At 33.5% G+C, this 23972-nt stretch carries 24 protein-coding genes; 12 read left to right on the top strand and 12 right to left on the bottom strand.

Annotation, left to right across the window (positions count from 1 at the left end; translation table 11 throughout):
• The 4 genes from trmA to PHI38_RS04255 form a co-directional block, all read right to left on the bottom strand.
• The coding region (gene trmA, locus PHI38_RS04270; protein WP_299853198.1) for a tRNA (uridine(54)-C5)-methyltransferase TrmA at positions 1-1111 on the bottom strand (1111 nt) is incomplete at its 3' end.
• Between the two features lie 13 nt (positions 1112-1124).
• Positions 1125-1865 (bottom strand): flagellar type III secretion system pore protein FliP, encoded by a 741-nt coding sequence (gene fliP / locus PHI38_RS04265; RefSeq protein ID WP_299853197.1) that lies wholly within the window; start codon positions 1863-1865, stop codon positions 1125-1127.
• Complete coding sequence (locus PHI38_RS04260; RefSeq protein ID WP_299853196.1) at positions 1865-2659, bottom strand: flagellar motor protein MotB; 795 nt, start codon at positions 2657-2659, stop codon at positions 1865-1867. Before PHI38_RS04260 ends, fliP begins: the two co-directional genes overlap by 1 nt.
• Positions 2659-3423: a motility protein A gene (locus tag PHI38_RS04255; protein WP_299853194.1), complete on the bottom strand. Its 765-nt coding sequence runs from the start codon at positions 3421-3423 to the stop codon at positions 2659-2661. Before PHI38_RS04255 ends, PHI38_RS04260 begins: the two co-directional genes overlap by 1 nt.
• Before the next feature lie 141 nt (positions 3424-3564).
• Here PHI38_RS04255 and glmU point away from each other — a divergent pair, with 141 nt between their 5' ends.
• Positions 3565-4869, top strand: a complete 1305-nt coding sequence (gene glmU / locus PHI38_RS04250) for a bifunctional UDP-N-acetylglucosamine diphosphorylase/glucosamine-1-phosphate N-acetyltransferase GlmU (protein ID WP_299853192.1) — start codon at positions 3565-3567, stop codon at positions 4867-4869.
• A gap of 37 nt (positions 4870-4906) precedes the next feature.
• Here glmU and PHI38_RS04245 read toward each other — a convergent pair whose 3' ends face one another.
• Positions 4907-5470: a hypothetical protein gene (locus PHI38_RS04245; RefSeq protein WP_299853190.1), complete on the bottom strand. Its 564-nt coding sequence runs from the start codon at positions 5468-5470 to the stop codon at positions 4907-4909.
• Positions 5471-5569: 99 nt separating this feature from the next.
• Between PHI38_RS04245 and PHI38_RS04240 the strand changes: the two genes are divergently transcribed.
• A complete protein-coding gene (locus PHI38_RS04240; protein ID WP_299853188.1) occupies positions 5570-5860 on the top strand; it encodes a CDGSH iron-sulfur domain-containing protein in 291 nt (96 codons plus the stop codon).
• Between the two features lie 7 nt (positions 5861-5867).
• Here PHI38_RS04240 and PHI38_RS04235 read toward each other — a convergent pair whose 3' ends face one another.
• Positions 5868-6974: a multiheme c-type cytochrome gene (locus PHI38_RS04235; protein ID WP_299853186.1), complete on the bottom strand. Its 1107-nt coding sequence runs from the start codon at positions 6972-6974 to the stop codon at positions 5868-5870.
• 166 nt (positions 6975-7140) lie between these two features.
• On the opposite strand from PHI38_RS04235, the gene coaBC reads away from it, so the two are divergent.
• From coaBC to PHI38_RS04205, 6 genes are read left to right on the top strand one after another with little or no spacing between them, the layout of a single operon-like run.
• Complete coding sequence (coaBC, locus tag PHI38_RS04230; RefSeq protein WP_299853184.1) at positions 7141-8409, top strand: bifunctional phosphopantothenoylcysteine decarboxylase/phosphopantothenate--cysteine ligase CoaBC; 1269 nt, start codon at positions 7141-7143, stop codon at positions 8407-8409.
• Positions 8406-9083, top strand: coding sequence for a polyprenyl diphosphate synthase (gene uppS, locus PHI38_RS04225; RefSeq protein ID WP_299853182.1), 678 nt, complete (start codon positions 8406-8408; stop codon positions 9081-9083). Before coaBC ends, uppS begins: the two co-directional genes overlap by 4 nt.
• Positions 9083-9898 (top strand): A24 family peptidase, encoded by an 816-nt coding sequence (locus PHI38_RS04220; protein ID WP_299853180.1) that lies wholly within the window; start codon positions 9083-9085, stop codon positions 9896-9898. Before uppS ends, PHI38_RS04220 begins: the two co-directional genes overlap by 1 nt.
• Positions 9898-10917 carry an LptF/LptG family permease gene (locus PHI38_RS04215; RefSeq protein WP_299853178.1) on the top strand — a complete coding sequence of 340 codons (1020 nt, stop codon included), beginning with the start codon at positions 9898-9900 and terminating at the stop codon, positions 10915-10917. The genes PHI38_RS04220 and PHI38_RS04215 overlap by 1 nt, the downstream gene beginning before the upstream one ends.
• A complete protein-coding gene (gene truA, locus PHI38_RS04210; RefSeq protein ID WP_299853175.1) occupies positions 10918-11628 on the top strand; it encodes a tRNA pseudouridine(38-40) synthase TruA in 711 nt (236 codons plus the stop codon).
• A 46-nt stretch (positions 11629-11674) separates the two neighbouring features.
• Complete coding sequence (locus PHI38_RS04205; RefSeq protein ID WP_299853173.1) at positions 11675-12136, top strand: globin; 462 nt, start codon at positions 11675-11677, stop codon at positions 12134-12136.
• Between the two features lie 11 nt (positions 12137-12147).
• Here the strand turns inward: PHI38_RS04205 and PHI38_RS04200 are convergent, their stop codons facing one another.
• The gene (locus PHI38_RS04200) at positions 12148-12804 is read right to left on the bottom strand and encodes an ElyC/SanA/YdcF family protein (RefSeq protein WP_299853171.1); all 657 of its coding nucleotides are present in this window, start codon (positions 12802-12804) and stop codon (positions 12148-12150) included.
• Between the two features lie 150 nt (positions 12805-12954).
• Here PHI38_RS04200 and PHI38_RS04195 point away from each other — a divergent pair, with 150 nt between their 5' ends.
• Positions 12955-13689, top strand: coding sequence for a hypothetical protein (locus PHI38_RS04195; protein WP_299853169.1), 735 nt, complete (start codon positions 12955-12957; stop codon positions 13687-13689).
• A gap of 5 nt (positions 13690-13694) precedes the next feature.
• Here the strand turns inward: PHI38_RS04195 and glyS are convergent, their stop codons facing one another.
• Positions 13695-15716 carry a glycine--tRNA ligase subunit beta gene (gene glyS, locus PHI38_RS04190; protein ID WP_299853167.1) on the bottom strand — a complete coding sequence of 674 codons (2022 nt, stop codon included), beginning with the start codon at positions 15714-15716 and terminating at the stop codon, positions 13695-13697.
• 167 nt (positions 15717-15883) lie between these two features.
• Between glyS and PHI38_RS04185 the strand changes: the two genes are divergently transcribed.
• On the top strand, positions 15884-16270 hold the full coding sequence (locus tag PHI38_RS04185; protein WP_299853165.1) for a class II SORL domain-containing protein: 387 nt from the start codon (positions 15884-15886) through the stop codon (positions 16268-16270).
• 43 nt (positions 16271-16313) lie between these two features.
• Here the strand turns inward: PHI38_RS04185 and PHI38_RS04180 are convergent, their stop codons facing one another.
• The 3 genes from PHI38_RS04180 to PHI38_RS04170 all read right to left on the bottom strand — a co-directional run bounded on the left by PHI38_RS04180 (position 16314) and on the right by PHI38_RS04170 (position 21526).
• The gene (locus PHI38_RS04180; protein ID WP_299853163.1) at positions 16314-18476 is read right to left on the bottom strand and encodes a nitrate- and nitrite sensing domain-containing protein; all 2163 of its coding nucleotides are present in this window, start codon (positions 18474-18476) and stop codon (positions 16314-16316) included.
• Between the two features lie 119 nt (positions 18477-18595).
• Positions 18596-19846 carry a response regulator transcription factor gene (locus tag PHI38_RS04175; RefSeq protein WP_299853161.1) on the bottom strand — a complete coding sequence of 417 codons (1251 nt, stop codon included), beginning with the start codon at positions 19844-19846 and terminating at the stop codon, positions 18596-18598.
• A gap of 105 nt (positions 19847-19951) precedes the next feature.
• The gene (locus PHI38_RS04170) at positions 19952-21526 is read right to left on the bottom strand and encodes an EAL domain-containing protein (RefSeq protein ID WP_299853159.1); all 1575 of its coding nucleotides are present in this window, start codon (positions 21524-21526) and stop codon (positions 19952-19954) included.
• Between the two features lie 109 nt (positions 21527-21635).
• On the opposite strand from PHI38_RS04170, the gene PHI38_RS04165 reads away from it, so the two are divergent.
• Together PHI38_RS04165 and PHI38_RS04160 are read left to right on the top strand one after the other, a co-directional pair.
• Positions 21636-22292 carry a uracil-DNA glycosylase gene (locus tag PHI38_RS04165; protein WP_299853157.1) on the top strand — a complete coding sequence of 219 codons (657 nt, stop codon included), beginning with the start codon at positions 21636-21638 and terminating at the stop codon, positions 22290-22292.
• Positions 22289-23488 carry a hypothetical protein gene (locus PHI38_RS04160; RefSeq protein WP_299853155.1) on the top strand — a complete coding sequence of 400 codons (1200 nt, stop codon included), beginning with the start codon at positions 22289-22291 and terminating at the stop codon, positions 23486-23488. Before PHI38_RS04165 ends, PHI38_RS04160 begins: the two co-directional genes overlap by 4 nt.
• A gap of 2 nt (positions 23489-23490) precedes the next feature.
• Here PHI38_RS04160 and PHI38_RS04155 read toward each other — a convergent pair whose 3' ends face one another.
• A complete protein-coding gene (locus tag PHI38_RS04155; protein ID WP_299853153.1) occupies positions 23491-23865 on the bottom strand; it encodes a YbgC/FadM family acyl-CoA thioesterase in 375 nt (124 codons plus the stop codon).
• Positions 23866-23972 lie beyond the last annotated feature (107 nt).

Below are 23972 nucleotides of genomic sequence, written 5' to 3'. Positions count from 1 at the left end.
CTATTTTTTTAATAAGTTTTACACCCATTTCAGCGTGATGTGTATATGGAAATTGGTCAAAAAGAGCCATATCTATGACTTTATGTGTCTTTGTAAGTAGCTCTAAATCTCTTGCTAGCGTTTGAGGGTTACATGAGATATATATTATATTTTCATACCTTGAAGCAAATCTACATGTAGCCTCATCCATTCCACTTCTTGGTGGATCTACAAAAATACTCTTAATCTCATAAGAGTTTATATCTATATCTTTCATTCTATTAAATACTCTAACGCCATCAAGGGCTTCTACAAACTCTTCAACTGCCATGCGTACAAACGCAATATTATCCACACTGTTTAAGAGCATATTTGTTTTTGCTGCGTTTATTGATGATTTTGAGATCTCTGTTGCTAGAACTTTTCTAAATTTTTTAGCAAAAGGTATTGTGAAATTTCCAGCACCGCAATATAACTCTAGTAAATCAGCATCTGTGTTTTGTAGGCTTTTGAGTGCCCATCCAATCATCTGCTCATTGACTTGAGAATTTGGTTGTGTAAAGCTATTTTCTATATAGTTAAATCTAAATTCATCCCCATTTACATGTAAGATTTCAGTTACATAATCTTGTTTGATAATGACTTTTTGGCCTCTACTTCGCCCAATAATATATATGCCAAGCTCATCAGCAATCTTTTCTGTAGTCTCTTTCCAAGTCGAATCTAGTGTTCTATGATAAAGCAAAGAGACTACTATTTCGCCACTGCTTGAGCTTAAAAAGTCTGCACCAAAGAGCTTAAAATCTATTTTCTCGCGCTTTATGGCCTTTAATAGCTTTGGCATAAGAGTAAAAATAGCACTACTAACTTGCGGACACTCACCTATCAAGAGTACACCATTTTTATCTGCTCTATTCATGGCATAATGGATGCTCTCTTCTCCTTCATGCCAGATTTTAAACTCACTTCTTGAGCGATAGTGGCTACTAGGAGATTTAAAGAGAGAAATTTCATCAGTATAAAAAGGCGTAAAGAGTTCTCTGTTTAACTCTACTTTTTGCAAGAGCCCAGCTTCATATCCGCCTTCATATACTATACATGCACCACATATTCCAAAATATTTACAATTCATCTATCAACTTTATCTATTTAATTGAGGCTATAAGGTTGCCAATGAGTAGATTCCATCCATCTATAAGGATAAAAATGAGTATCTTAAAGGGCAACGCTATCATAACTGGTGGCAACATCATCATACCCATAGACATTAGAATGGATGCCACAACCATATCAATTACTAAAAATGGTAAAAATAGTAAAAATCCTATCTCAAAAGCCGTTTTTAACTCACTTATAACAAAAGCTGGAATGATGATAGAAAGAGGAACTTCAGCAATCGTTGTAGGATTTTGCATCTTTCTTATTCTAAAGAAAAGTGCTAAATCTTTCTCTCTTGTATTTCTAATCATAAAGTTTTTAAATGGAAGTGCAGTTTTATCAAATGCTTCTTCATATCCTATCTTCTCTTGCATATATGGCTGTATACCATCTTCATACGCTTTTGTACCAACAGGTTCCATTACAAAAAACGTCAAAATCATAGCTAGCATAACTAAGAGCTGCGTAGGAGGGACTTGTTGTGTACCTAAAGCTTGACGCAAGAAGCCAAACACGATAACAAATCTTGTAAATGTTGTCATAACAAGCACCATGCTTGGTGCTAAAAAAAGAAGAGTTAGAAGAACAAGAACGTTTAGTGAGCTGACTAGCTGTTCTGGTGTATTAGGTGCTGAGAGCTCAAAATTCATAGTAGGAATAACAACATTATCTGCACCAAAAAGAGAAACTAACCCTAGCGTTAAAAGAGAGAGAAAAATTCTAAACATTATTTAGCTGCTGCTTTATCCAAAACGCTCTGTTGTACATTTGATTTATCAGAAGCTTTTGCGCCATAAAAACGAAGTTCAACTCTACGGTTTTGTTCTCTTCCTCTTTCTGTAGCATTTGTAGCTTTTGGAGAAAATTCCCCATACCCAGAAGCACTAATACGCTTTGGATCTACTCCATCAAGCAGTAACTCTTGTAAAACAGATATAGCCCTTGCTGATGAGAGCTCCCAGTTATCTTTATATGGGCTCTTTGCACCAGGCCCTTGATCATCTGTATGCCCACATACACTTACTGTTGTCTCATTTGGCAATTCACCAATTATAAGAGCTATTCTTTTTAAAAACAGAAGTGAATCTTCATTTTGTATAACTGCACTACCTTGTTTAAAAAGAAGAGAGGCTGGAAGTTCTATAACAAAGCCATCTTGAGCCTCTTCTAGAGATACAGAAGGCCCGCCTCCGCTTCCTTTTGAGTCCATCTCACTCATCTCTTTCATCTCTTTTAAAGCTGCTGAGATTCTATTTACCTGATCAGAGGTTTCATCAGCTGATTCTATTGGTGTTGATTCTTGGATACGTCTTTTGGAAATTTCAGTTTTTATACCGCCTTCTAAAACGCTCATGGCACCAGATAGTGAACCAATAGCTTCAGATACTTTTTTTGCATCCATACTAGACATAGATAAAAGAAGAACAAAAAAACATAACAGTAAAGACATCAAATCGCCAAATGCTGCTAACCAATCTGGCATACAAGTCTTGCATTCAGGACAATTGTTTTTCTTTCTCATTAGTTAAATTGACTCACTCGCTCATTTGGAGCTAAATAGCTTAAGAGTTTTGCTTCTAAAGCTCTTGGTGCATCACCTGATTGAATAGACATAATTCCTGTTAAAATCATCTCTTTAACCAAAGACTCTTCATCGTTTCTAATACCTAAAATATTTGCAATAGGACTTCCTAAAACGTTTCCAATAATAGCACCATACATCGTGGTAAGTAGGGCAACCGCCATTGATGGACCAATTGCTGAAGGGTCAGCCATATTTAAAAGCATCGCAACAAGACCAAGTAGCGTTCCAATCATACCCATGGCGCCTGCAATTCCAGCCCATTGTGAAAAGATTGAACCATTTACTTTATGTCTGGTACTTGTCTGCTCCATCTCAATCTCTAGAAGCTCTCTGATATTGTCTGGTTCATTCCCATCAATTGCCATAGAGAGCCCTTTTTTTAAAAAAGCGTTGCGCTCATCATTAACTTCACTCTCAAGAGCTAAAATACCATCTTTTCTAGCTTTAGTTGCAAGCTGTACAAGTTTTTTAATCAGTTCTAGTTTATCTTCTTGAGGTGGTTTAATAGCTACCATGAAAATTTTAAAAAATGATTTCATCTGCGAAGGCTTGAACGATATCATCAATGCGCTGATACTTCCGCCAACAACTATTAAAACTGAGGGTATATCTACATATGGACCAATACCAACACCCATTGCCATAGCACCCAAAAGAAGGGCGATAATTAAAACAATACCTACAACTGTACCTAAATCCATTCAAATACCTTATGACAAAATATTGAGCTTATAATACCACAAAATATATTAGGCTCCACATTAAAAGGATGTTTTTCATATTTTAATTTCTAATATAAGCGCCAGAGGATATAATTTTATTAATTTAAAAAAAGAGCATATATGAATAAAAATAAAATAAGTATAGTAATACTAGCTGCGGGAAAAGGCAGCCGCATGAAATCCCCCAAAGCTAAAGTTTTACACTCTATTTGTGGCAAAGAGATGCTTTATTACATTATAAAAACTTCAAGAGAAATAAGTGATGATGTTAGCGTAGTAGTAGCACACCAAAAAGACGCTGTTATAGCCTCTATGAGCCGCTATTTTAATGATATAAATTTTGTGATACAAGACGCCCTAAACTTCCCTGGAACTGGCGGAGCTATGAAGAATGTAAATATAAAAAATGAGAGAGTACTAGTTCTAAATGGGGATATGCCACTTTTACAAAAAAACTCTCTTGATAAATTTTTTGAAATACAAAGTGATATTGTTATGTCTATCTTTGAGCTAGAAAATCCAAGTGGATATGGACGTGTTATCATAGAAGATGGCCAAGTAAAAAGAATCGTAGAGCAAAAAGATGCCACGCTTGAAGAGTTGAAAGTGCAGAGTGTAAATGCTGGAATATACGCATTTTCTAAAAAAATCATTGAAAAATACATCCCTCTTTTACAAAACAACAATGCCCAAGAAGAGTACTATCTAACAGATGTAATTTCTATGGCAAGAAATGATGGTATAAAAATCACTCCGCTTTTAGTAGATGAGGAGGAGTTTAAAGGCGTAAATTCAAAAAAAGATCTTAGCGATGCAGAAATTATTATGCAAGAAAAAATCAAAAACTCTCTAATGGAGTCTGGCGTAATTATGCAACTCCCTTCAACAATTTACATTGAAGAGGGTGCTGTTTTTGAGGGTGAATGTATAGTTGAGAATGGTTGCCGCATCACTGGAGAGTCTAAAATAATTAACTCTCACATAAAAGCGCACTCAATCATAGAAGATAGCATAGTCAAAAACTCAGATGTTGGGCCTTTAGCACATTTAAGACCAGCTTCAAACTTAGAAGATACTCACGTAGGAAATTTTGTAGAGATTAAAAAATCTACTCTTAAAGGTGTAAAGGCTGGCCACTTAAGCTATATTGGCGATGCAACTGTTGATGAGGGCACAAACATAGGTGCTGGGGTTATTACATGTAACTATGATGGAATTAACAAATATAAAACAACTATAGGTAAAAATGTATTTGTAGGAAGTGATTCACAACTTATCGCGCCTCTAACACTAGAAGATAACGTTATGGTAGCCGCTGGAACAACTGTTAGAAGTGGAACTATATATAGTGGAGAGTTAGCTGTAAGTAGTTCTAAACTTAGAGTGATAAAAGATTTTTACTATAAGTTTTTTGCGAAGAAATAAAAAAAGGACGCTAAGTTAGCATCCTTTTTATAGAGTTTTATCTTATCTTTATAAAACCGTCATTAAGAGCGATTGAGACTTTTTTTGTAGCATTTTTAAGTAACGTACTTTTGTCCCCTACCGTATCAGCTTCTGTTTTAAAACCTAATATTTTTGACTTATCTATTGTAAGTTCACTTTTTGTATTTGCAGAAACTGTGGTTGTTTGGTTATGTGCTAAGAGTGAAATAAGCATAATAATTTTCTCTTTTTCAACCTTTTTAAAGAAGTTCTCCTCAATAACCTGCTTGTCTTGTGAGAGGCTTACTTTTGCATCTAGTAAATAATCACTTTTAGACTCTAAAGAGTGCACACTATCTATCTTTGATGTAGATACAACAAAACAATTTGTCTCTTTTAGAGCATTAATAAGAGAAAGAGTTACTTCATCTTTAGTTACGTTAAAAGTTTGAGAATTATTTTGCATCTCAACGCTGTTTATATAAAGAGTTGCCACACTCTTACTACAAAGACCCATATTATCGATAAAGATAACGTTTTTCTTATCTACACATCCTGAAAAAAACAGAAAAAAAAGTGGAATTAACAGAGCTTTTATCATTTTAAAATCCTAATTTAAGATGTAGAAGTATAGCATAAGGGGTGTTTTAAAAATCATTAAATATAATGTCTCTTAGCTGATAAAATAAAGGAGTTTTTTATGTGTAAAGATGCGATTGTTTTTAACAATAAACCAAAAGGTGTTACATTAGATGCTTGGATTCCATACTACATTTGTACATGTGGAAAGAGCGAAGGTGGAGTGTTTTGTGATGGAAAACATAAAGGTAGCAGTTGTCTACCAAAGAAAGTGACTGTTGAAAAAACCAAGCAATATCTTATTTGCATGTGCAAATCAAGTAAAAACTTCCCTTTTTGTGATGCAACTCATAGTATTTATAAAGATGAAGATGTTGGGAAACTAGTTAGATACGAAGAGGATGCAGAGTAGCCTAAGGCTACTCTACTATAAAGCTTTTTTGCTTAAGAGTAGTAAAACTCTGAGCTTTTTTGCTTCCCTCAAGATTTAACTTTTTAAGCGCTTTTGGATTTACAAGATAGTATCCAAGCTCTACTTCAACTTTATCACCTTTTTTTATAACATCATTATAAGCAACAACTCTTCTCTCATTAGCCTTTAACATACTATCAACTAGTACTTGATTTGCAACCCATGGCATTGATGGGCCACCCTCATTACCAATAACTTTTATAAATGTATATGTCTCTAGAGATTTACTCTCTTTTTGACTTATTATCTTTACTCTTAGCTGTGCAACTCTTAGAGGGTGTAACATTAGGTTGTGTGGTGCTTTGTTTGTAACCATTACATCAAAACCATTACTATTTTTACTAAACTCTAAATCAACATACTGTGATAGCATCTCTGGCTTTTTATGAGCACCTGCAAAACCATGATATGCATGCTTCTCGCTATGTCTAATCGTTGTAGCAGTTCCTTCAACTTTTGGCATATGACATGTTATACAATTTTCTTCTTTGTTTTGTGCCCCAGCTTCTCCTGTTTCACAAATCATAAATTCACTTGAATTTTCTCTATGAGAGTGACAACCCATACACATTTGGCCATTATAATACTTCTCATTTGTATAATCTATATCATGATATGGAGAGCCTGTAGTAGTTTTATTCATACCAAACATAGAACTCTCTTGCTTGTAGATAACTTTTTCACCTTCTCTTCCCGCCTCAGCTGAGAAGAAAGTTTTTTTATCTTCTGAATATACATTTTTGTTAGCACCTACGTGTTGTTCTACATCTTTTATAGTGTGGCAACTTACACAAGTTATACCTTGTGCTATCTCTTTTTCATCTTTTGCATTTGGAGCATGACACTCAGCGCAGCTATATTCGCCCTTTGCTTTAGAGGGGCTTATATCCCATACAGCTTTATGAATCTCATCATCATAATAAGTTGCATTTCTATGCATCGAACCTTCAAATTCGTTTACTATATCTGGATGACACTTCTTGCACGTCTCCGTATCACTTTGAGCAAACAACAGTGATGATAGAGCGATAACAAACAACAAAATCTTTTTCATATAAATTTTCCTTTTAATTATTATAAGTTGAAATTCTAACACACAAAGCCTTTAATTAATTGATTTTTATCAATATAAGAGATTATATAGTTAAAAAATTAAAAATAAAAGAATAAGATTTTTCCTGCTAAAATACGTCTTTATGTTATCAAAAAAAAGGTTATAGATGGTTGTTTCAGCGGATTTATTACAAGGAAAAAAGATACTCTTAGGTGTAACTGGTTCAATTGCTCTTTATAAGTCACTTGAACTTGTCAGACTCCTAAATAAGGCTGGAGCAGAAGTTAAAGTGATAATGAGCGAGGCTTCTAAAAAGTTTATAGCACCTCTTAGCTTTGAAGCGCTTAGTTCAAACATGGTTTTAGATGATACAAATGAGTCTTGGGCAAATGATCATAACCATATAAAAGCCACTCAGTGGGCAGATCTTTTTGTTATAGCTCCAGCAACTGCAAACACAATTGCAAAACTTGCAAATGCAATAGCGGATAATATCCTCCTAGAATCTGCCCTAGCATATCCAAACCTAAAAATAATTGCACCATCTGCAAATACAAACATGATAAACAACCCAATCACAAAAGCAAATCTAAAAATGTTAGCAATCGCAAACTATGAGATAATCGATACTCAGACTAAAGAACTTGCATGTAAAACAGTCGGCGATGGTGCTATGGCTGAGCCGATGGAGATATTTTGGCACTGTGCAAAAGCACTTTTGAGAGATGAGTTTTGGATGGATAGAAGAGTTATAGTAACAGGTGGAGGAACTATTGAGAAGATTGACGATGTACGGTATCTCTCAAATTTCTCAAGTGGAAAAATGGCTTCAGCACTAGCCACTGCGCTATACTGCAAGGGTGCGGATGTAAATCTTATCTCTACAAAGTTTGAGCCTGAACTACCACTTGATTTATATACAATCAAAGTAGAGAGCTCTTGTGAAATGTCTGAGTACCTAAATGACTCTATTAGAGTTGCAAAAAAAGGAAAACTATCTAAAGCTACTCTTATGAGAGATGAGGCAATTCATCTTATACAAAAAAAACCATATCTTTTCATGGCAGCAGCCGTTAGTGACTATGTAGTTAGTTATGCTCAAAGCGGAAAACTAAAAAAAGAGTCTATTGGTAGCGAGTGGGATTTAAAATTAAAAGAAAATGTGGATATTTTAAGCTCTATAGATAAAGAAGGTCTTACGACCATTGGTTTTAAAGCTGAGATGGATGAAGAGAGTGCTCTGCAAAATGCTCTAAAAATGTTGCAAAACAAGGGTCTTGACGCAGTATGTTTAAATGTGTTAAAAGACTCTTCTAGCTTTGGAGAAGATACAAATAAAATAGATTTCTTATCAAAAGATAAGCATGAGAAGATAGCTCTATCTGATAAATTAAGTGTTGCTTTTGAGATTTTAGAACACGCTAAAAGTATATGAATAGAGCAACACATATAGCCATCATCATGGATGGTAACGGGCGCTGGGCTGAACTTAGAGGTGAGAAAAGAGTTAAAGGGCACGAAGCTGGTGCAAAAGTTGTAAGAAGCATCACTGAGTATTGCGCTGCTCACAAAGAGGTGCAAAGACTCACTCTATACGCTTTTTCTACAGAAAACTGGAAGAGACCTAAAGTTGAAGTAGAGTTTTTGATGAAACTTTTGGAAAAATATTTAAAGAGCGAACTTGAGAATTATCTAAAAAATAACATCAGGTTTGAACCTATTGGCGATATCAGAGCTTTTTCCTCATCTTTGCAAAAAACCATAAAAGATGTAGCAGAAAAAAGTGCACATTGTGATGGACTGATTCAGTCTCTTGCGCTAAATTATGGCGCGCATGATGAGATGTTAAGAGCAATAAATAAGATAAAAAAAGCGGATGAGGATATTACAGAAGCAATGCTATATAATGCGCTTGATTGTAAAGATAGCGTTGATTTACTAATTAGAACAGGCGGGGATCATAGACTCTCAAACTTTTTGCTTTGGCAGAGTGCTTATGCAGAGCTATTTTTTACAGACACGCTGTGGCCTGATTTTAGTGTAAAAGAGCTAGAAAAAATGTTAAATAACTTTACAAAAATTGAGAGAAAATTCGGAGGATTAAAATAATGGAGTTAACAATTGCCTTTATTTTAGGCCTTTTATTTGGCTCATTTTTAAATGTTGTAATTTTAAGACTCCCTAAAGATGAGAGTGTTGTATTTGTAAACTCTCACTGTCTTAAATGCAAAAACAGCCTAAAACCTTGGCATAATATCCCTCTTTTTTCATGGATTCTCTTAAGAGGAAAATGCGCTTTTTGCAAATCCAGTATATCTGCTCAGTACCCAATTATAGAGCTCTTAAGTGGTGTAATAGTTCTTAGTTTGGCTGCAAAGATGGGCTTTAATCTCCCTGCACTTTTTATAGCATGTAGTTTTTTAACTCTTCTTGGGCTCTCAATGATAGACTTTAGATATAAAATGGTTCCAGATTCTCTAAACCTCTTGGCCCTGCTCTTTGCAATACTTGGTGCTTGGAGCTTATCAGGAGTGATGTTAAACTTTCAAAATGCTCTACTATTTGCTGGAGGATTTACTCTTCTTAGATTTGCGCTCTCATATATTTTGACATCTTCTGCTCATAGAGAAGCAAAAAAAACTATAACTTCATGGACTAAAAACTACCATACCTACCCTTTTATAGAGGCTATGGGAGAAGGCGACATCATGGTAGCAGCTACTATGGGCGCATTGCTTGGGGTAAAACTAACGCTTGTAGCAATCTTTCTCTCAGCTCTACTTGCTCTTCCTGTTATGCTCTTTGTTGCAAGAGGCACAAGAGAGGAGCAAAGAGTTCCTTTTGTGCCTTTTTTAGCAGCTGCCACTTTTATAGTATATATTTATGATAGTGCAATTATGAGCTATATTGAGGCTAATTACTGATGAAAACTATCCAAAACTATATCAGAGACTCTATTTCAATTCTGTTTTTATCTATCTTCTTACCGCTCTTCTCAATTGCCTCGATTGTATTTCTTATAAAGCTAGCTACATACACAGCAGTTATTCAACTTAGTATTTTTGAGATGGCAAAGCTCTTTTTCTTTATGTTACCAGAGTTACTCTTTTACACTCTTCCACTCTCTTTTTTTGTGGCTATAACGTTAGCTCTCTTTAAGCTCTCAAACGACAATGAAATTATTGTACTTTTTGCACTTGGTATTAGACCAAAACTTATACTACAAATACTTTTAAAACCAGCGATATTTCTATCTATAATTCTTCTTGTTAACTTCTTTATACTATTTCCACATGCAAAAGTTTTATCTAGCAACTTTATATCTTACAAAAAAAGTGAAGCAAAGTTTAACCTCTCAGCCTCGGAGTTTGGACATAAATTTGGCGAGTGGCTCTTATATCTAGGCAAAGATAATTTAGATGAGACATATTCAGATGTTGTTTTATTTAACAAAAAACAAAATGAAGAGGTACTCATTAGAGCAAAAGATGCCGAGATTATAAATGATTCAGGAATTTTGAGACTAAAGTTAACCTCTGGCGAGGGATATAGTTATTCTGATAAAAAGTTTACGCAGATAGATTTTGAGATTATGTATATCAACGACACTATGAAAACAGATTTAGATAAGTATGAAACACCTATGGAGTATTGGCTACCAAAGGCTCCCTCAGAAAAGAAAAAAAAGATGCTAATCTCAAATATACTCTTTAGTCTTTTTCCAATTTTGAGTATATTTTTAGCAGCAACAATTGGGATAGTTCATACAAGGCATCAAAAAGGTAAGATTTACTTATTTATGTTTATGGGAATAATTATCTACTATACACTAGCAGTAGCTCTACAACTAGTCTTTTCTTCATATGCACTTCCTGTTTTAATCTTTGGATGGCTTGGAGCTACATACATACTCTATAAAAAGATTATAGTAGCTAAATTTTAGATGAGATGTGCCCTAATCATAGCCTATAATGGTACAAATTTCTTAGGCTCTCAATCGCAAAAAGAGTCTAAAAATACAGTCTTAGGTGCGCTAGACTTAGCTCTAAAGAAGATAAATATCCAAACAAAGATAGTAGCAAGTGGCAGAACAGATAGAGGTGTTCATGCAACAGGGCAAGTTTGCCATATTGACGTGCCACAATATTGGAGTGATATAACAAAACTCGAGCATGCTCTGCAAAAAGTGCTTCCAACTTCTATATTAATCAAAAAAATCAAAGTCGTAGATGATACTTTTCACGCAAGATATAGTGCTAAAAAAAGAGTTTACAGATACATTATTAAGGTCGGTAAAAGCAACCCTTTTGAAGATGATTTTATTACATTTATAGATGAAATAGACTTGTTTGAAGTTCAAAAAAAGATAAAACTTTTTTATGGAACATTTGATTTTAAATTTTTTATGAAGAGTGGAAGTGATATAAAAAGTACTACAAGAGTTATATATAGGGCTTTTGCATATAAACATAAAGATTTTATAGTACTAAACTTTGAAGCAAATGGCTTTTTAAGAACTCAAATAAGGCTTATGGTTGGTGCTCTTCTTAGCCTAAATAAAGATGAGATTTTAGATCAACTTGAGTGTAGAGTAAAGCATAAAATAAAGCCTGCAAAGAGCAATGGGCTGTATCTGAGTAAAATTAAATATTAATCTTCTTTTGCTAATATTTTGAGAATTTTAAAAGGTCGGACAAAATATGAATTATGAGATAACAAGAGCTTGTAAAAATGGAAAAGTTGAGTTTAAAAATCCATCTACTGATCTATATAAAGTACTTGGATATGATGGTATGCAAAAATTACTATATGATTTTTATGACAAAATATATGACAGCGATATTGCACACTTTTTTCCACAAGACCCAGATGAGTTTGAAGAGGTAAAGAAAAAAAACACAAAATTCTTTATCCAAATCTGTGGCGGACCCTCTATCTATGATGAAGAGATGAAACAAAAAGATTTAAATGAATACATGATAGAGATTCATAAAAATTTCTCTATATATGAAAAATCAAGAGATGAGTGGCTTGGTACTTTTAGAGAAGTTCTTCAAGGCTTAGAAATAGATGAAGAGATTAAAAATGATTTTTGGCAATACCTTGATAAGTTTTCAAAACTTACCGTAAACAGATACCTAAAAGAGTCTGCTTACGTTTAAAGTGCAGCGGCTTATTTTCTAAGCTTGTTCCATAATATGCCTATATATTCATGCATAGCCATTTGAGAGTTTTGCAGTGAATAAACATTTGGTACTTTCATATAACCATCAAACTCTTTTTTATAAAAAGCACTCGGAGCAGCGATTGGATTTAGTCCAAGTGATTTAAAAAGCTCCATTGAGCGTGGCATATGAGTCGCTGAAGTTACAAGTACAAAAGTGTCCTCACCTACTATGTTTTTTGTGAAATAAGCCTCTTCCATCGTATCTTTTGGCTCTTTACCTATGATAATGTCATCTTTATTTACACCAAGCGCCATTGCTAGATTTGCATTCATCTGTGCATTTGATGTGTTTGTATCACCCTCATACCCTGTAAATATAAGTTTTGTACCAGAGATATTTTTGTGTATAAGTATCCCCTCTAAAACTCTTTTAATCCCAGCATCACCTATATTTGATGAGATTGGTTGAGACTCATCCGTATTGTGTCCGCTTCCAAGAACATGTATATATTTTATATCTGCATTATAGGCATATTTTGGATATTGATCTTCTAGGTTTTTAACTAAAGCGTTTGAGAACGGTTCATATGAAAAAAGAGATAAAAATATAAAAGATGCCCCAAGAGATAGCTTTGAGAGCCTATATTTCTTTAAAAATAACAACAACAATCCTATAAAAAAAAGAGTTATTATAAGGCCTAATGGCTCAACAAAAAACGTAATTATTTTTTTTAATAAAAATCCTATATCCAATACAAACTCCTTAAGTGTGCGAATTATAGTATAATCGCAATAAATATTAGAGGATTTAAATTGCAAGCATTTGGAAGATTTTCAACAAATTTTGAATTAGAGTATTTGGTGGAACAGTATATCTATATACCTGAAGTAGATGAAGTTTTAACGATAGAAGAGTTAGAAAAAATGCTTGAGATAAAGCGTAAGAGTGTCATTGGAACTATCTTTTTATACAATCCTACAATTGCACCCATTGGATATAACACAAACACAAAACTCGCATCTCAAGGGTACACATTTGATGGAAGGTTTTGTGAATTAATCTTTGATAACAACTGCAATCTATTCTCTTCTGCTATCAAAGGTGGATATAGAGGAAAGCTCATAGAGATAAAGTATCTCTTTGGATTAAATAGACCAAATATCGAGCCAACAGCAGTTCTTGAAGAATTTGACGCTGACTTGGATAAATATGCGAGTGATCAGCTTACAAGATATGATAAAGAGTTAAACTATCAAGATTATTTAAACATACGCCTAAGTGGAAAATTTGTCTTTTTTGCTTCTGGAAACAAGTTTGATAGACACCATAAACATATCATCAACTATGTAAGAAACTTATCTGCGCAAGCCTCAAAACTTGGCAAAACAGTAGCATTTATGCATGATAATAACTATGATGCACAAGAGAGTGCTGAGGGTGGATATTTCCTCCCAGCAATAGCAACTGGAAAGTTTAAAGATGTTCGTGCAAACTCATTTAAAAAAGCGTTCTCAACATTTCCGCCTTCAATTATAAAGAGTTCTTGAGATAGCTACAGAGCTATCTCTTTTATATCTGCAATCTTTAATATACTCTTGTAGATAGAAGCTATTAGAGCTTTTCTGTTATCTCTTATTGCTGCGTCTTCTGCATTTACCATTACATCATTAAAGAAAATGTCAAGCTCGCTCTTTAGGCTAAATAGAGCGTCAAGCTCCTCTTCATAAGAGTTGTATGAGATAGCGCAAACTTCGTTGTATCTCTTAAAGAGAGCCACTTCTGCACTGTTTTCAAAAAGCTTCTCATCGATGGCTTTTATGTTTGACATATCTATATCTTTTGTGATGTTGGCAACTCTTTTAAAAGTTGAGAAGTACTCACTAAATCCTTCGCTGTTTATCAGCGTCTCTAATGCAGTTATTTTTTTAGATATTTTAAGTAGTTCTCTCTCGCCTGAGAGTAACACAGCTTCAACGATAGAAGGATTTACTTTGAAGTACTGTCTAACTCTCTCTAAGAAAAATGCTTCGAGTTTTGACATATCAAACGACTCATAGTTTTTACTAAGAAGTGAGAGTGTTTTAACTATATCAAACTCTAAGTTATGCTCTTTAGTAACTCTAATAAGCCCGTTTACTGCGCGACGAAGAGCAAATGGGTCACGTGAGCCTGTTGGTATCTGGTTTATGCTAAAGAGCCCTAAAAGAGTATCTAGCTTTAAACTCATAGCTACAATTGCGCTCATCTTGTTTGATGGAAGTGCGCTATCTTCGCCATCTGGAAGATACTGCTCTTTTATAGCTGTTGCCACATCTTTACTCTCTCCAAGCAGAGTTGCATAGTATGAACCCATCAAGCCCTGAAGTTCCGTAAACTCATATACCATCTCACTCATCAAGTCAGCTTTTGCAAGAGTTATTGAGCGATCAAGTGCTTCAAGAGATACATTTTGTGGTTTATAGATATCAAAGAGAGTGTGTGCGATTTTTCTCTCTCGCTCTATCTTATCAGCAACACTTCCAAGACCTTTCATAAATACAACTTTCTCAAGCCCAGCTGTACTTAGTCCATTTTTTAGGTCATTATTATAAAAGAAAAGTGCATCTGAGAGACGAGGACGCAATACTCTCTCATTTCCCTCTATCACTTTTGAGAAATCATCGGTTAGAGCATTTGAGACAACAACAAATCTATTTATGAGTTTGCCACCTTTAAAAACTGGAAAATATCTCTGGTGTTCTTTCATTGATGTGATGATAACTTCAGGAGGAAGCTTTAAAAACTCCTCATCAAATGAGCCAATGATGGCAGTAGGATTTTCTGTGATAGCTACAACTTCAAAGAGTAAATCTTTATCTACTTCTATCTTAACGCCGTTTGCTTGCTCAATTGAAGCAAAATCTTGGAGTATCTTTTTTTCTCTCTCTGGGGCAAAAAGTGTTACGCCACCACTCTTTAAAACTTCAAAATACTCTTTGGCACCACTTATCTTTATAGCATCAAAGTTACTGATACGATGTACAAAAGTTTTTTTTGCAGATTTAACTCCAAATATCTCCATATCTACAAGTTCATCATTTAGTTGTACGTTTACCCAACGAATTGGTCTGATAAAGCTCTCGCTCAGATTTCCCCATCTCATAGACTTTCCAAACTCTAAAGAGCTTATCCACTCTTTGATGATAGTTGGTAGTAGTAGAGATGATTCTTCTGCTTTTAGGTTTTTCTTGTAGTAAAGGACTTCTTTGTTATCTTTGATGGTTTTTGTTATCTCGCTTATATCAACACCGCACTTCTTAGCAAAACCAAGAGCCGCAGGAGTTGCAACTCCATCTTTGTAAGCCACGCTAAGAGGTGCTCCAAAAAACTCCTCCACGCTCTCATCTTGCATACTTTTAAACTCTCTATGCCAAAGAACAAGCCTTCTTGGTGTGTAGTAAAACTCAAACTCTCCTAAAAGAGAGTACTTCTGTAAAATATCAGCATACTTTTTTTCAATATTTTTTAGCTCTCTTAAAAGTGGAACTGCTGGTAACTCTTCTACGCCTATCTCTATTAATAAAGTTTTTAACATTTTTAGCTCTTTTATTTAATTACATTAAGGTGCGATTTTATCAATATTTTGCTTTAAGAGCGATTATTGAAGAGTTGTAAGAGATTTTAATTAATATGAAACATTTTGCTTATTGTAATCAACTTAGAGTTACAATGCCACCGTAATTTAAAATTAAAGGAATTAATATGCCAAAGATTAACAAATATGTTGATATCGATACTGTAGAAAGAGAAGCAAAAAAAGACCTAATTGACCGTCACTCTCCATTTATTCACTGTGCTAATACTGCAAAAGCAGGTGAGCCATTTGAAGTAACTATTAAGATGGGTAACGAATATACGCATCCAGATGATTTTGATCACTATATCGAATCTGTAACTCTTTTCAACGGTGAGACTAAGTTAGCACAAGCTACTTATGTTCCTGGAACTCTTGGAAATGTTAAAGCACACAATACTACAACTTTTACTATCATCCCAACTGGTAAAAAACTAAACCTTGTTGCTCACGGATACTGTACTAAACACGGTGTTTGGGAAGGTACTCCAGTAACTGTTGAAGTAACTGAGTAGTACACAAAAGCCCATATCATGGGCTTTTAAAAAATCATTCCTCTTATTTTATCTCTTTTGCCATATCATCAAGAACAACAAATAAATCTTTTGAAGATTTTTCTGCTTCAGTGAATGATGAAAGAATTTTTGTAGCATTTTTCAAAGTTCCATCTTGAATATACTCAGGGATTGCTCTTACTCTATCATGAACAACTTTATGGATTGGGTCTACTTTAGGGTATGAAGTCGTCTTTTCAAATGTCTCTTTTCCAGCAGCAAGATACCACTTTCCAAAACGGCAACTAGTATGGTCGGAGAATTTAAAGTTATGATCATCCTTAAAGACCGCACTATATCCGCTTAACTTAAATGCTATATGATCAAGTTTTGCAAGCGTGATAAAGAGTTCATTTGATATTTTTCTGTTTGCTAGTTGAATATCTTTTGCACCATCAACCAAATCATGCAGACTATCATTAAAGAGATCAAGTTTTTCTAAAGATGTAGAAACTTCTACATTCATCTGCTCCGAGAACTCTTGCATTGAAGAGCTATTTTGTTTGAGTAGATTTATATTTAACTCTACTTCATTTGTAGCTCTTTGAGTTCTCTCTGCTAATTTACGAACTTCATCTGCAACAACTGCAAATCCACGTCCATGCTCACCAGCGCGAGCAGCTTCTATGGCAGCATTAAGAGCTAAAAGGTTAGTTTGATCACTTATATCTTTAATAAGTGCTATAACATTTGAAATCTCAACAACGCTGTTGTTTAACTGATCTGCATTTTCTTTAGAGCTGTACATTTTTTGAGAGATATTATTTAACGAGCCAATCATCTCATCTGTTGAGTTTTTAACTTCATCAACGATAACCTCAGTACGCGCATTCTTATCATTTATCTCTGCTAATGCGTTCATATTATTAGCAAGTCCATCTTGAACGCTTCCAACACCTGAAACAGCTCCCTCGTTTAAGAGTTCAGTTAGTGAGAGTGTTAGTTTATTTGCTTCTAAGCGCTCCTCACTCTGGGCTGAGTTTTCTTGTGTTTTTTGTAAGCTAATTCTAGCCTCTTCAATAGCTGTGTTTGCTACACTAGCTAGATGATTTGCTGATTGTTGTATAAAACCTATCTCATCAGTTGCACAGCTTGTTATCTTTTTTGAAAAATCTTTTGAAGAGACTATATCATCTATCTCTTGCTTGAAACGCTCAATTCTAGAAGTTAGTCTGCTTGATATATAAAAACTAAACCCTGCAACAAAAGCAATAATAAGAATACTTAAAACAAGACCAATAACCATACTCTTAAATGAACTGTTTTGTAAGCTAGTAATATTATCTCTAAGGTGTTGAGACATTTTATCTTCAACTTTTTTTAGAAGGTCTATTTTAAAAGTTATTGTGTTAAACCAATAAGTAGCATCAATGCCAAAACCACCATTAGGATTTGCTAGTGCAATCTTACGCATCTTATCTACTTCTTTAACCTCTGGAGCACTCATAGTTTGAGTATAAAATGCACTAAGTTCTTCTGGAGCTAAAAACAGAAACTTATTCATAAAAATATCTTGCGCATTTAAAAGACCTATGAACTTTTCATAAAAACCATCAGCAAAGTTATCTCTTGAAAACGTTGATGAAAGAACTGCTCTCTCAAGCCCTGCTCTCTCTTTTGAAGCTAAGAAGTTTACAAATGCGTTTGTTAAATTGTTCATCTGCACATTTGTACTCATTTTAGCTATCTCTTCGATTGAAGCGATGAAGTCATTGTTTACATTTGTGTAGTAACCAACAGGGACACCAACTGCAACACTTAAAGAAGAGACGCCATCTCTTGTTTCTTTTAGCTTAGACAGATTACCCATAGCTTTTGACATTTTATTCTGTAAAGAGGATGCATAACTATTTAGGTTCATAGATGAGTAAAACTTACTAAGTTCCTCATATGTTGCATCTGTATCTTTTCGGATAGCATCAAGTTCTTTAGAAAACTTATCTCCTCTTGAGCCTATAAATCCAGCAGAAGCCCCACGCTCTTTTTGAAGATTATGAACAAGAGAGCTGCTCTTTTGGCTAAATGTAACCATCTCTTCTATCTGCTTTAGAAGTTTTACCTCTTTGTAATTTTTGTTGCCATCAATTCCTGAAAAAATTAATATAACTACAATTGGAACAATTAACATCAAAACCATTTTTAATTTAATAGACATACTGTTAAACACCGCTACTCCTTAATTTATGAAGTAGTTATTCTAACATATTTATTTTATTTATACTCTATGTTTGGCTAAATAGTTTTGATAAAAAATTGATTTTACATAGAACATTCTTTTAAAAATCATTAAAGCGTATATAACATGCCCTCACTATTTTCTAAGACATCATTTACTGCTCTAGTGTTTTGTATATTCTCTTTTACAAAGCTAAGCTCAAGTGGCGAGCCGCCTCCAAAAGAGTAGCTGTATATTTTTCCAAAATTATCTAACCTTTTATCTATAGTGTTGTTAGGATTTTTCTCTACTAAAAAAATGTATCTATTTGTTTCAAAGAGATATATTGAGAGCTCTTTTTGCGCTACCTCATTTGCAAACTCTTTTTTTAAACTTTTTGCTAGAGAGTGAAAGATAGAGTGCATTTTTGCACCACCATATTTATCAATAAAGGCTTTAGTGTTTTTTAGACCTACACAAAAAATCTCATAATCATCTTTTGAACTATTTTTTAACTCCAGAAGAGCTTGGGAAAAACTCTCTCTTTTTGGAAAGTAATCTACCTGCATATTAAATCTGTTAAGTTCAGCATTTAGGGCATCAAGATTTACAAAACTAATTAAACATCCTTTAGTATTTTTAAATTTTGCAATACCTAGGTTGTATTTTTTTAGAATTTTTTTGTTTACATCCATAAGTAGATATGTCTTGTTATCAGATTTATATATCTCATCTATTAATGCACTATTTTCCATCGAGATATATCTTTTATCTTCAAAAAGATATGCCAACTTAAATTTGTTAAAATCATCTGTATCTATTTGTGTAAAAAACTGCCTTTTAAAACTGTTGTTTGCATATACTATCTCATCACCTTCAAAATATGCCAGCGGAAAAGAGATACCATTTAAAAACTCTTTATGTAGATCTTGCTGAGATTTTAGTCTGTTTTCTAAAATTACTTCTCTTTTTTCTCTATAAATATTTATAGCAATTTTTGAAATATTAGATAAAAAATTACTTATGTTAAGAGGTTTTGATATGTATTTATCAACTCCAATGTTTATGAGTTTTATGAGATGTTCTATGTCATTATGCGCAAATGTAACTAATATGTTTTGATCATTATTTATAAGTTTTATTCTCTTTGACATCTCAATACCATCCATAACAGGCATAGATATATCTGTGATAACTATATCTTGTCTATTTTTAGTATAGTTTTGAAGACCATGAAGTCCATTTTTTTCAACCTCTACTTTACTAAAGATATTTCTAATGAGTTTTTCCCATTGAACTGATATCTCTCTATCGTCTTCTACATAAAGTACTGAAATATCTCTACAAATAGCACGAAGCTTTCTTAATTGTTCCTTATCCATACACTATCCTTTAACCCTTTTATAAAAGCATTATTGCAAACATAGCTATCTTTAACTATAGCATCATCTTGCTTTTAGAAGTATTTGGTGTACATATCGTCTAAATTAAAACTTCTTTGGAGTAATTGAGGGTTCATCTATATAAAAGCCTTGAGAAAAGTCAACTCCTAAGTTTTTTACAGCATCCATAATAACACTTGAGTGAACATACTCTGCAACTGTTTGAATTCCCAATTTTTTAGCAAATTCTATAATTGTCTCAACTACGATATATGCATTTTGATCTACATCTATGTTCTCAATTAGTGAACCATCTATTTTAATAATATCAACATTGACTCTTGTGAGGTAACTAAAGTTAGAGTAACCACTTCCAAAATCATCTATTGCCACCTTTGCGCCATATCTTTTTACCTCAGATATAAAGCGGTCAACCTTTTTATAGTCTTCAATTGCATCTGACTCAAGAAGTTCAAAAATAACTCTATGTGAAGCCTTTGAGTTTTTTAACTTCTCAATTATAAATCTAAAAATTTCACTACACATAATATCTTCGATGGATAGATTGATGCTAAACTCATACTCGCTATCTTCAAATGCTGCAAAGGACTTATCTATGATAGTTTTTGTTAAAATATTATAAACTTTTATCTTTTTTGCAATGGGTATAAAAAGATTTGGAGATAGTATCTTCTCATTTTTATCTATCAGTCTAGCAAGGCACTCATACTTTTTTACCTCAAAAGTTTTAGAATCAACAATAGCTTGAAAATATGGAACAATTCTTAGATTTTCAATTGCTTCTCTTACCACACCTGAGAGTTTTAGGTTCCTCTCGTATGTATTTTCAAAGTTCATTCTATCTTCATAAATCCAAAACTTCACGCCTTTCTCTTTAGCATATTTTAACGCCATAGAGACATTTGAGAAGATATTTTTATTGTCCTTGTTTATAGAAGATCCTAGAGTGAAATCAACATATATATCTATATCTTGATATGAAACAACAATATTTTTAATTCTTTTATGAAGATTTTCCAAAAACTCTTTAAGCTCATAAAAACCTATTTCTCTATCTATGATAAAAGCAAACTCGTCACCAGAGAGCTTGTATATACTGTACTCTTGAATATTTTCTTGAAGATATTTACCAACTTGCTCTATTACAAAATCACCTACTACATAACCGTAAAAATTATTTATAGTTTGAAAATTGTCTATATTGAAAATTACTAGCGCAAAGTCTTTAAACTCTTGTAAATCGCTTCTTAGTTTATATAAGTTTGGAAGGTTTGTAAGATGGTCTGTGAAGTATCTGCTAAGGAGTTTATTTCTATACGCATCTATACTTAAATCTTTTTTCTCAGTTTGTAAATATAGCTCTTTTAATACCTCACTCTCAATACTAGCAACATCCACATCTTTTGCAATAGAGTAAAAAGTGAGATCTGTTCTTAGCTTATCATCATGTTTAAGTAGAACTACCTTAGCATCTGTAAACATTTTATGCAGTTCGCTCTTTAGAGTTTGAACTAAAACAGTGTTATGCATAAATGATGCTACTTGTATAAGAAGATTATCTTTTTTTAGGCCTCTTACATGTTCTAAAACTCCATCTATATCTCTAGATGAAGTTAATACAAAGTTTTCGACCCTTAGAGCGTTATTTTTTTTATCCAAAATTATTTCCAAAATATCTTTTGCACAATTCTATCTTAAAAACATAAAGTAGATTTTAACAACAGTTTAAATATACTCCTTTTATTAACATTTACTAAAAAGGGGATGATTGAAATCTTTTCAGAATTTACTTCTTTTGGAGAATCTATATAGGCTAAGAGCCCTTGGGTTTGAATACACAGATCCATTTTATATAAATCAAACAAGTCAAAGTGAAAAGCCAAATACGCTTGATGCTCTCTCTAAAAGCGTCTCTACGTGTTATCTGTGTGATTTAAGTAAATCAAGAACACAAAGCATGAGCGGTTATGGAAATCAAAATGCAGATGTTATGATAATCGACTATACAGTTTCTTCTGGTGAAGATAGTACAAACTCTTACTACAACGGAAGAAGTGGTGAGATTTTAAAAAATATGATAGAGAATGTTTTGAGATTAAGTATAGAAGATGTCTACTTTACCCATGCCATAAAATGTAAACCACTAAACTCAAAAACGCCCTCTGCTTCTGAGTGGGATTCATGTAAAAACTACCTTTTCTCACAAATAGAGTTTGTAAAGCCTAAAGTAATTGTTACTTTAGGTAAAGATGCTTATGCTAAAGTTACATCAGAAAATGACAATTTTCAAAGTGTAAGAGGTCATGTGATAGATTTTAAAAATTATAAACTTGTTCCTATACACCATCCAAATCATCTACTAAGAAACCCAGATGATAAAAAAATTGCATTTAATGACTTAAAAACTATAAAGAGCTGCTTATGATAAAACTACTTTTTTTAACACTACTTTTGCTCCCAATTGCTCTTTTTTCAAAGAGTGATCAACCATCAAAAATTCCTCTTCCTGAAATCACCGTATTTAACTTAGACCCATATCCGTGCGATGAAGCATGTGTGCAGAAGTATCTTAAAAATGGTTTGATATTTTCTTATCTCTCACATCAAGATTTTGAGACACAAAATGTATTTTTATCAAAAGAAAAAATCTACTATGCAACTGTAATGAAAGATGACTCAATTAAAAAGAAGAAAAAAATCCGTATAGCTCTTCTTATGCCATATAAAACTATTGGCAGATATGCAGCCTCAACTACAAACGCCTCATTTGCATATCTAATGTCAACAGATGCTCCCTTTGAGCTAAAAAGCTACAAGATAGAAGATGAGAGTTATGCAGAGATAGTTGCAGCTCTGGATAAAATCAAAAATGATGGATTTGAGTATGTGATTGCTCCATTGACACAAGCTGGAGAGAAGGTAGTTGCAAGAATAAATCCAAATATAAACATTTATTTTCCTACAATCAACAAAAAAGATGCTAAAGATCCAACGAGATACTTATACTATGGCGGAATAGATTATAGAGCACAGATAGATATGCTACTAAGAATATCTTCTTCACCACTAGTAATCTTTTATGATAATTCAGAAATAGCACAACAACTCTCACGTTATGAAGAGTCCTCATTTAAAGAACATGGTGGACGAAGCGTTGTTAAGTTTGAGATTCCTCAACAGATAACAAACCTAGAAAAGCAGATAAAAGATAACTCTAAAATATCTGGCGGCTCTTTCTTTTTAAACACACCTATTGTTAAAAGCGGAATGATTATGTCGCAACTTACACTTTATGACACAGATGTAAAAAATATATTCTCAACACAAGCAAACTACAACCCTCTTCTTTTATCTATGACACAATATAGAGATAGAAAAGAGATGATAATTGCAAACTCAATAACTCAAAATGATGACCTTTTAATTGAGACAAACTCAATTTTACAAAACGATATAGTTTATGACTGGATAAACTACACAACAACCGTTGGTATGGACTACTTCTCTCATCTAATAAGCGGTGAGAAACGTCGTTATAATATAGAGGTTAGCTCAAACCAGATGATATATCCTATAAAGTTACTTCAACCATCAGTTTCAAGATTTATACCTTATAACTAACTCTAAAAAAGAGATTCTATAAGGCTTCTTACTTCTTGCGTAATCTTTTGAGGCTTTGCATCAAAAGTTATATATGCAAGTGTTATCTCTAACTCAAATATTTTTCTCTCTTCTTTAAAGACACTCTGGCGAAGTTTAAATGACGCGCCTTTTATCTCTAAAAGTTCACTTCTTACTTCAAGCTCATCGCCTAACTTTGCAGAAGCTATATAATCCGCTTCAACTCTCTTTGCAACAAAATGTCCATTTTGTAAAACAGGACTAAGCCCACGAGTAAAAAAAACCTCACTTCTAGCACGTTCACAAAAGTTTAAATAGTTTGAGTGATAAACCACTCCGCCAGTGTCTGTGTCTTCATAATAGACCCTCAATTTCATGTAATCCCTTCTCTAGTACACTTTTAAAGCTATTTTTAATTATATTTTTTCATATTGTACTCAAAAGAGATACTATTTATAATTAGCCAAATATGGAATTCCAGCAC

This window comes from Sulfurimonas sp., from assembly GCF_028694895.1.
GTDB lineage: Bacteria > Campylobacterota > Campylobacteria > Campylobacterales > Sulfurimonadaceae > Sulfurimonas.
This window is presented reverse-complemented; position numbering and strand designations above follow the sequence as displayed.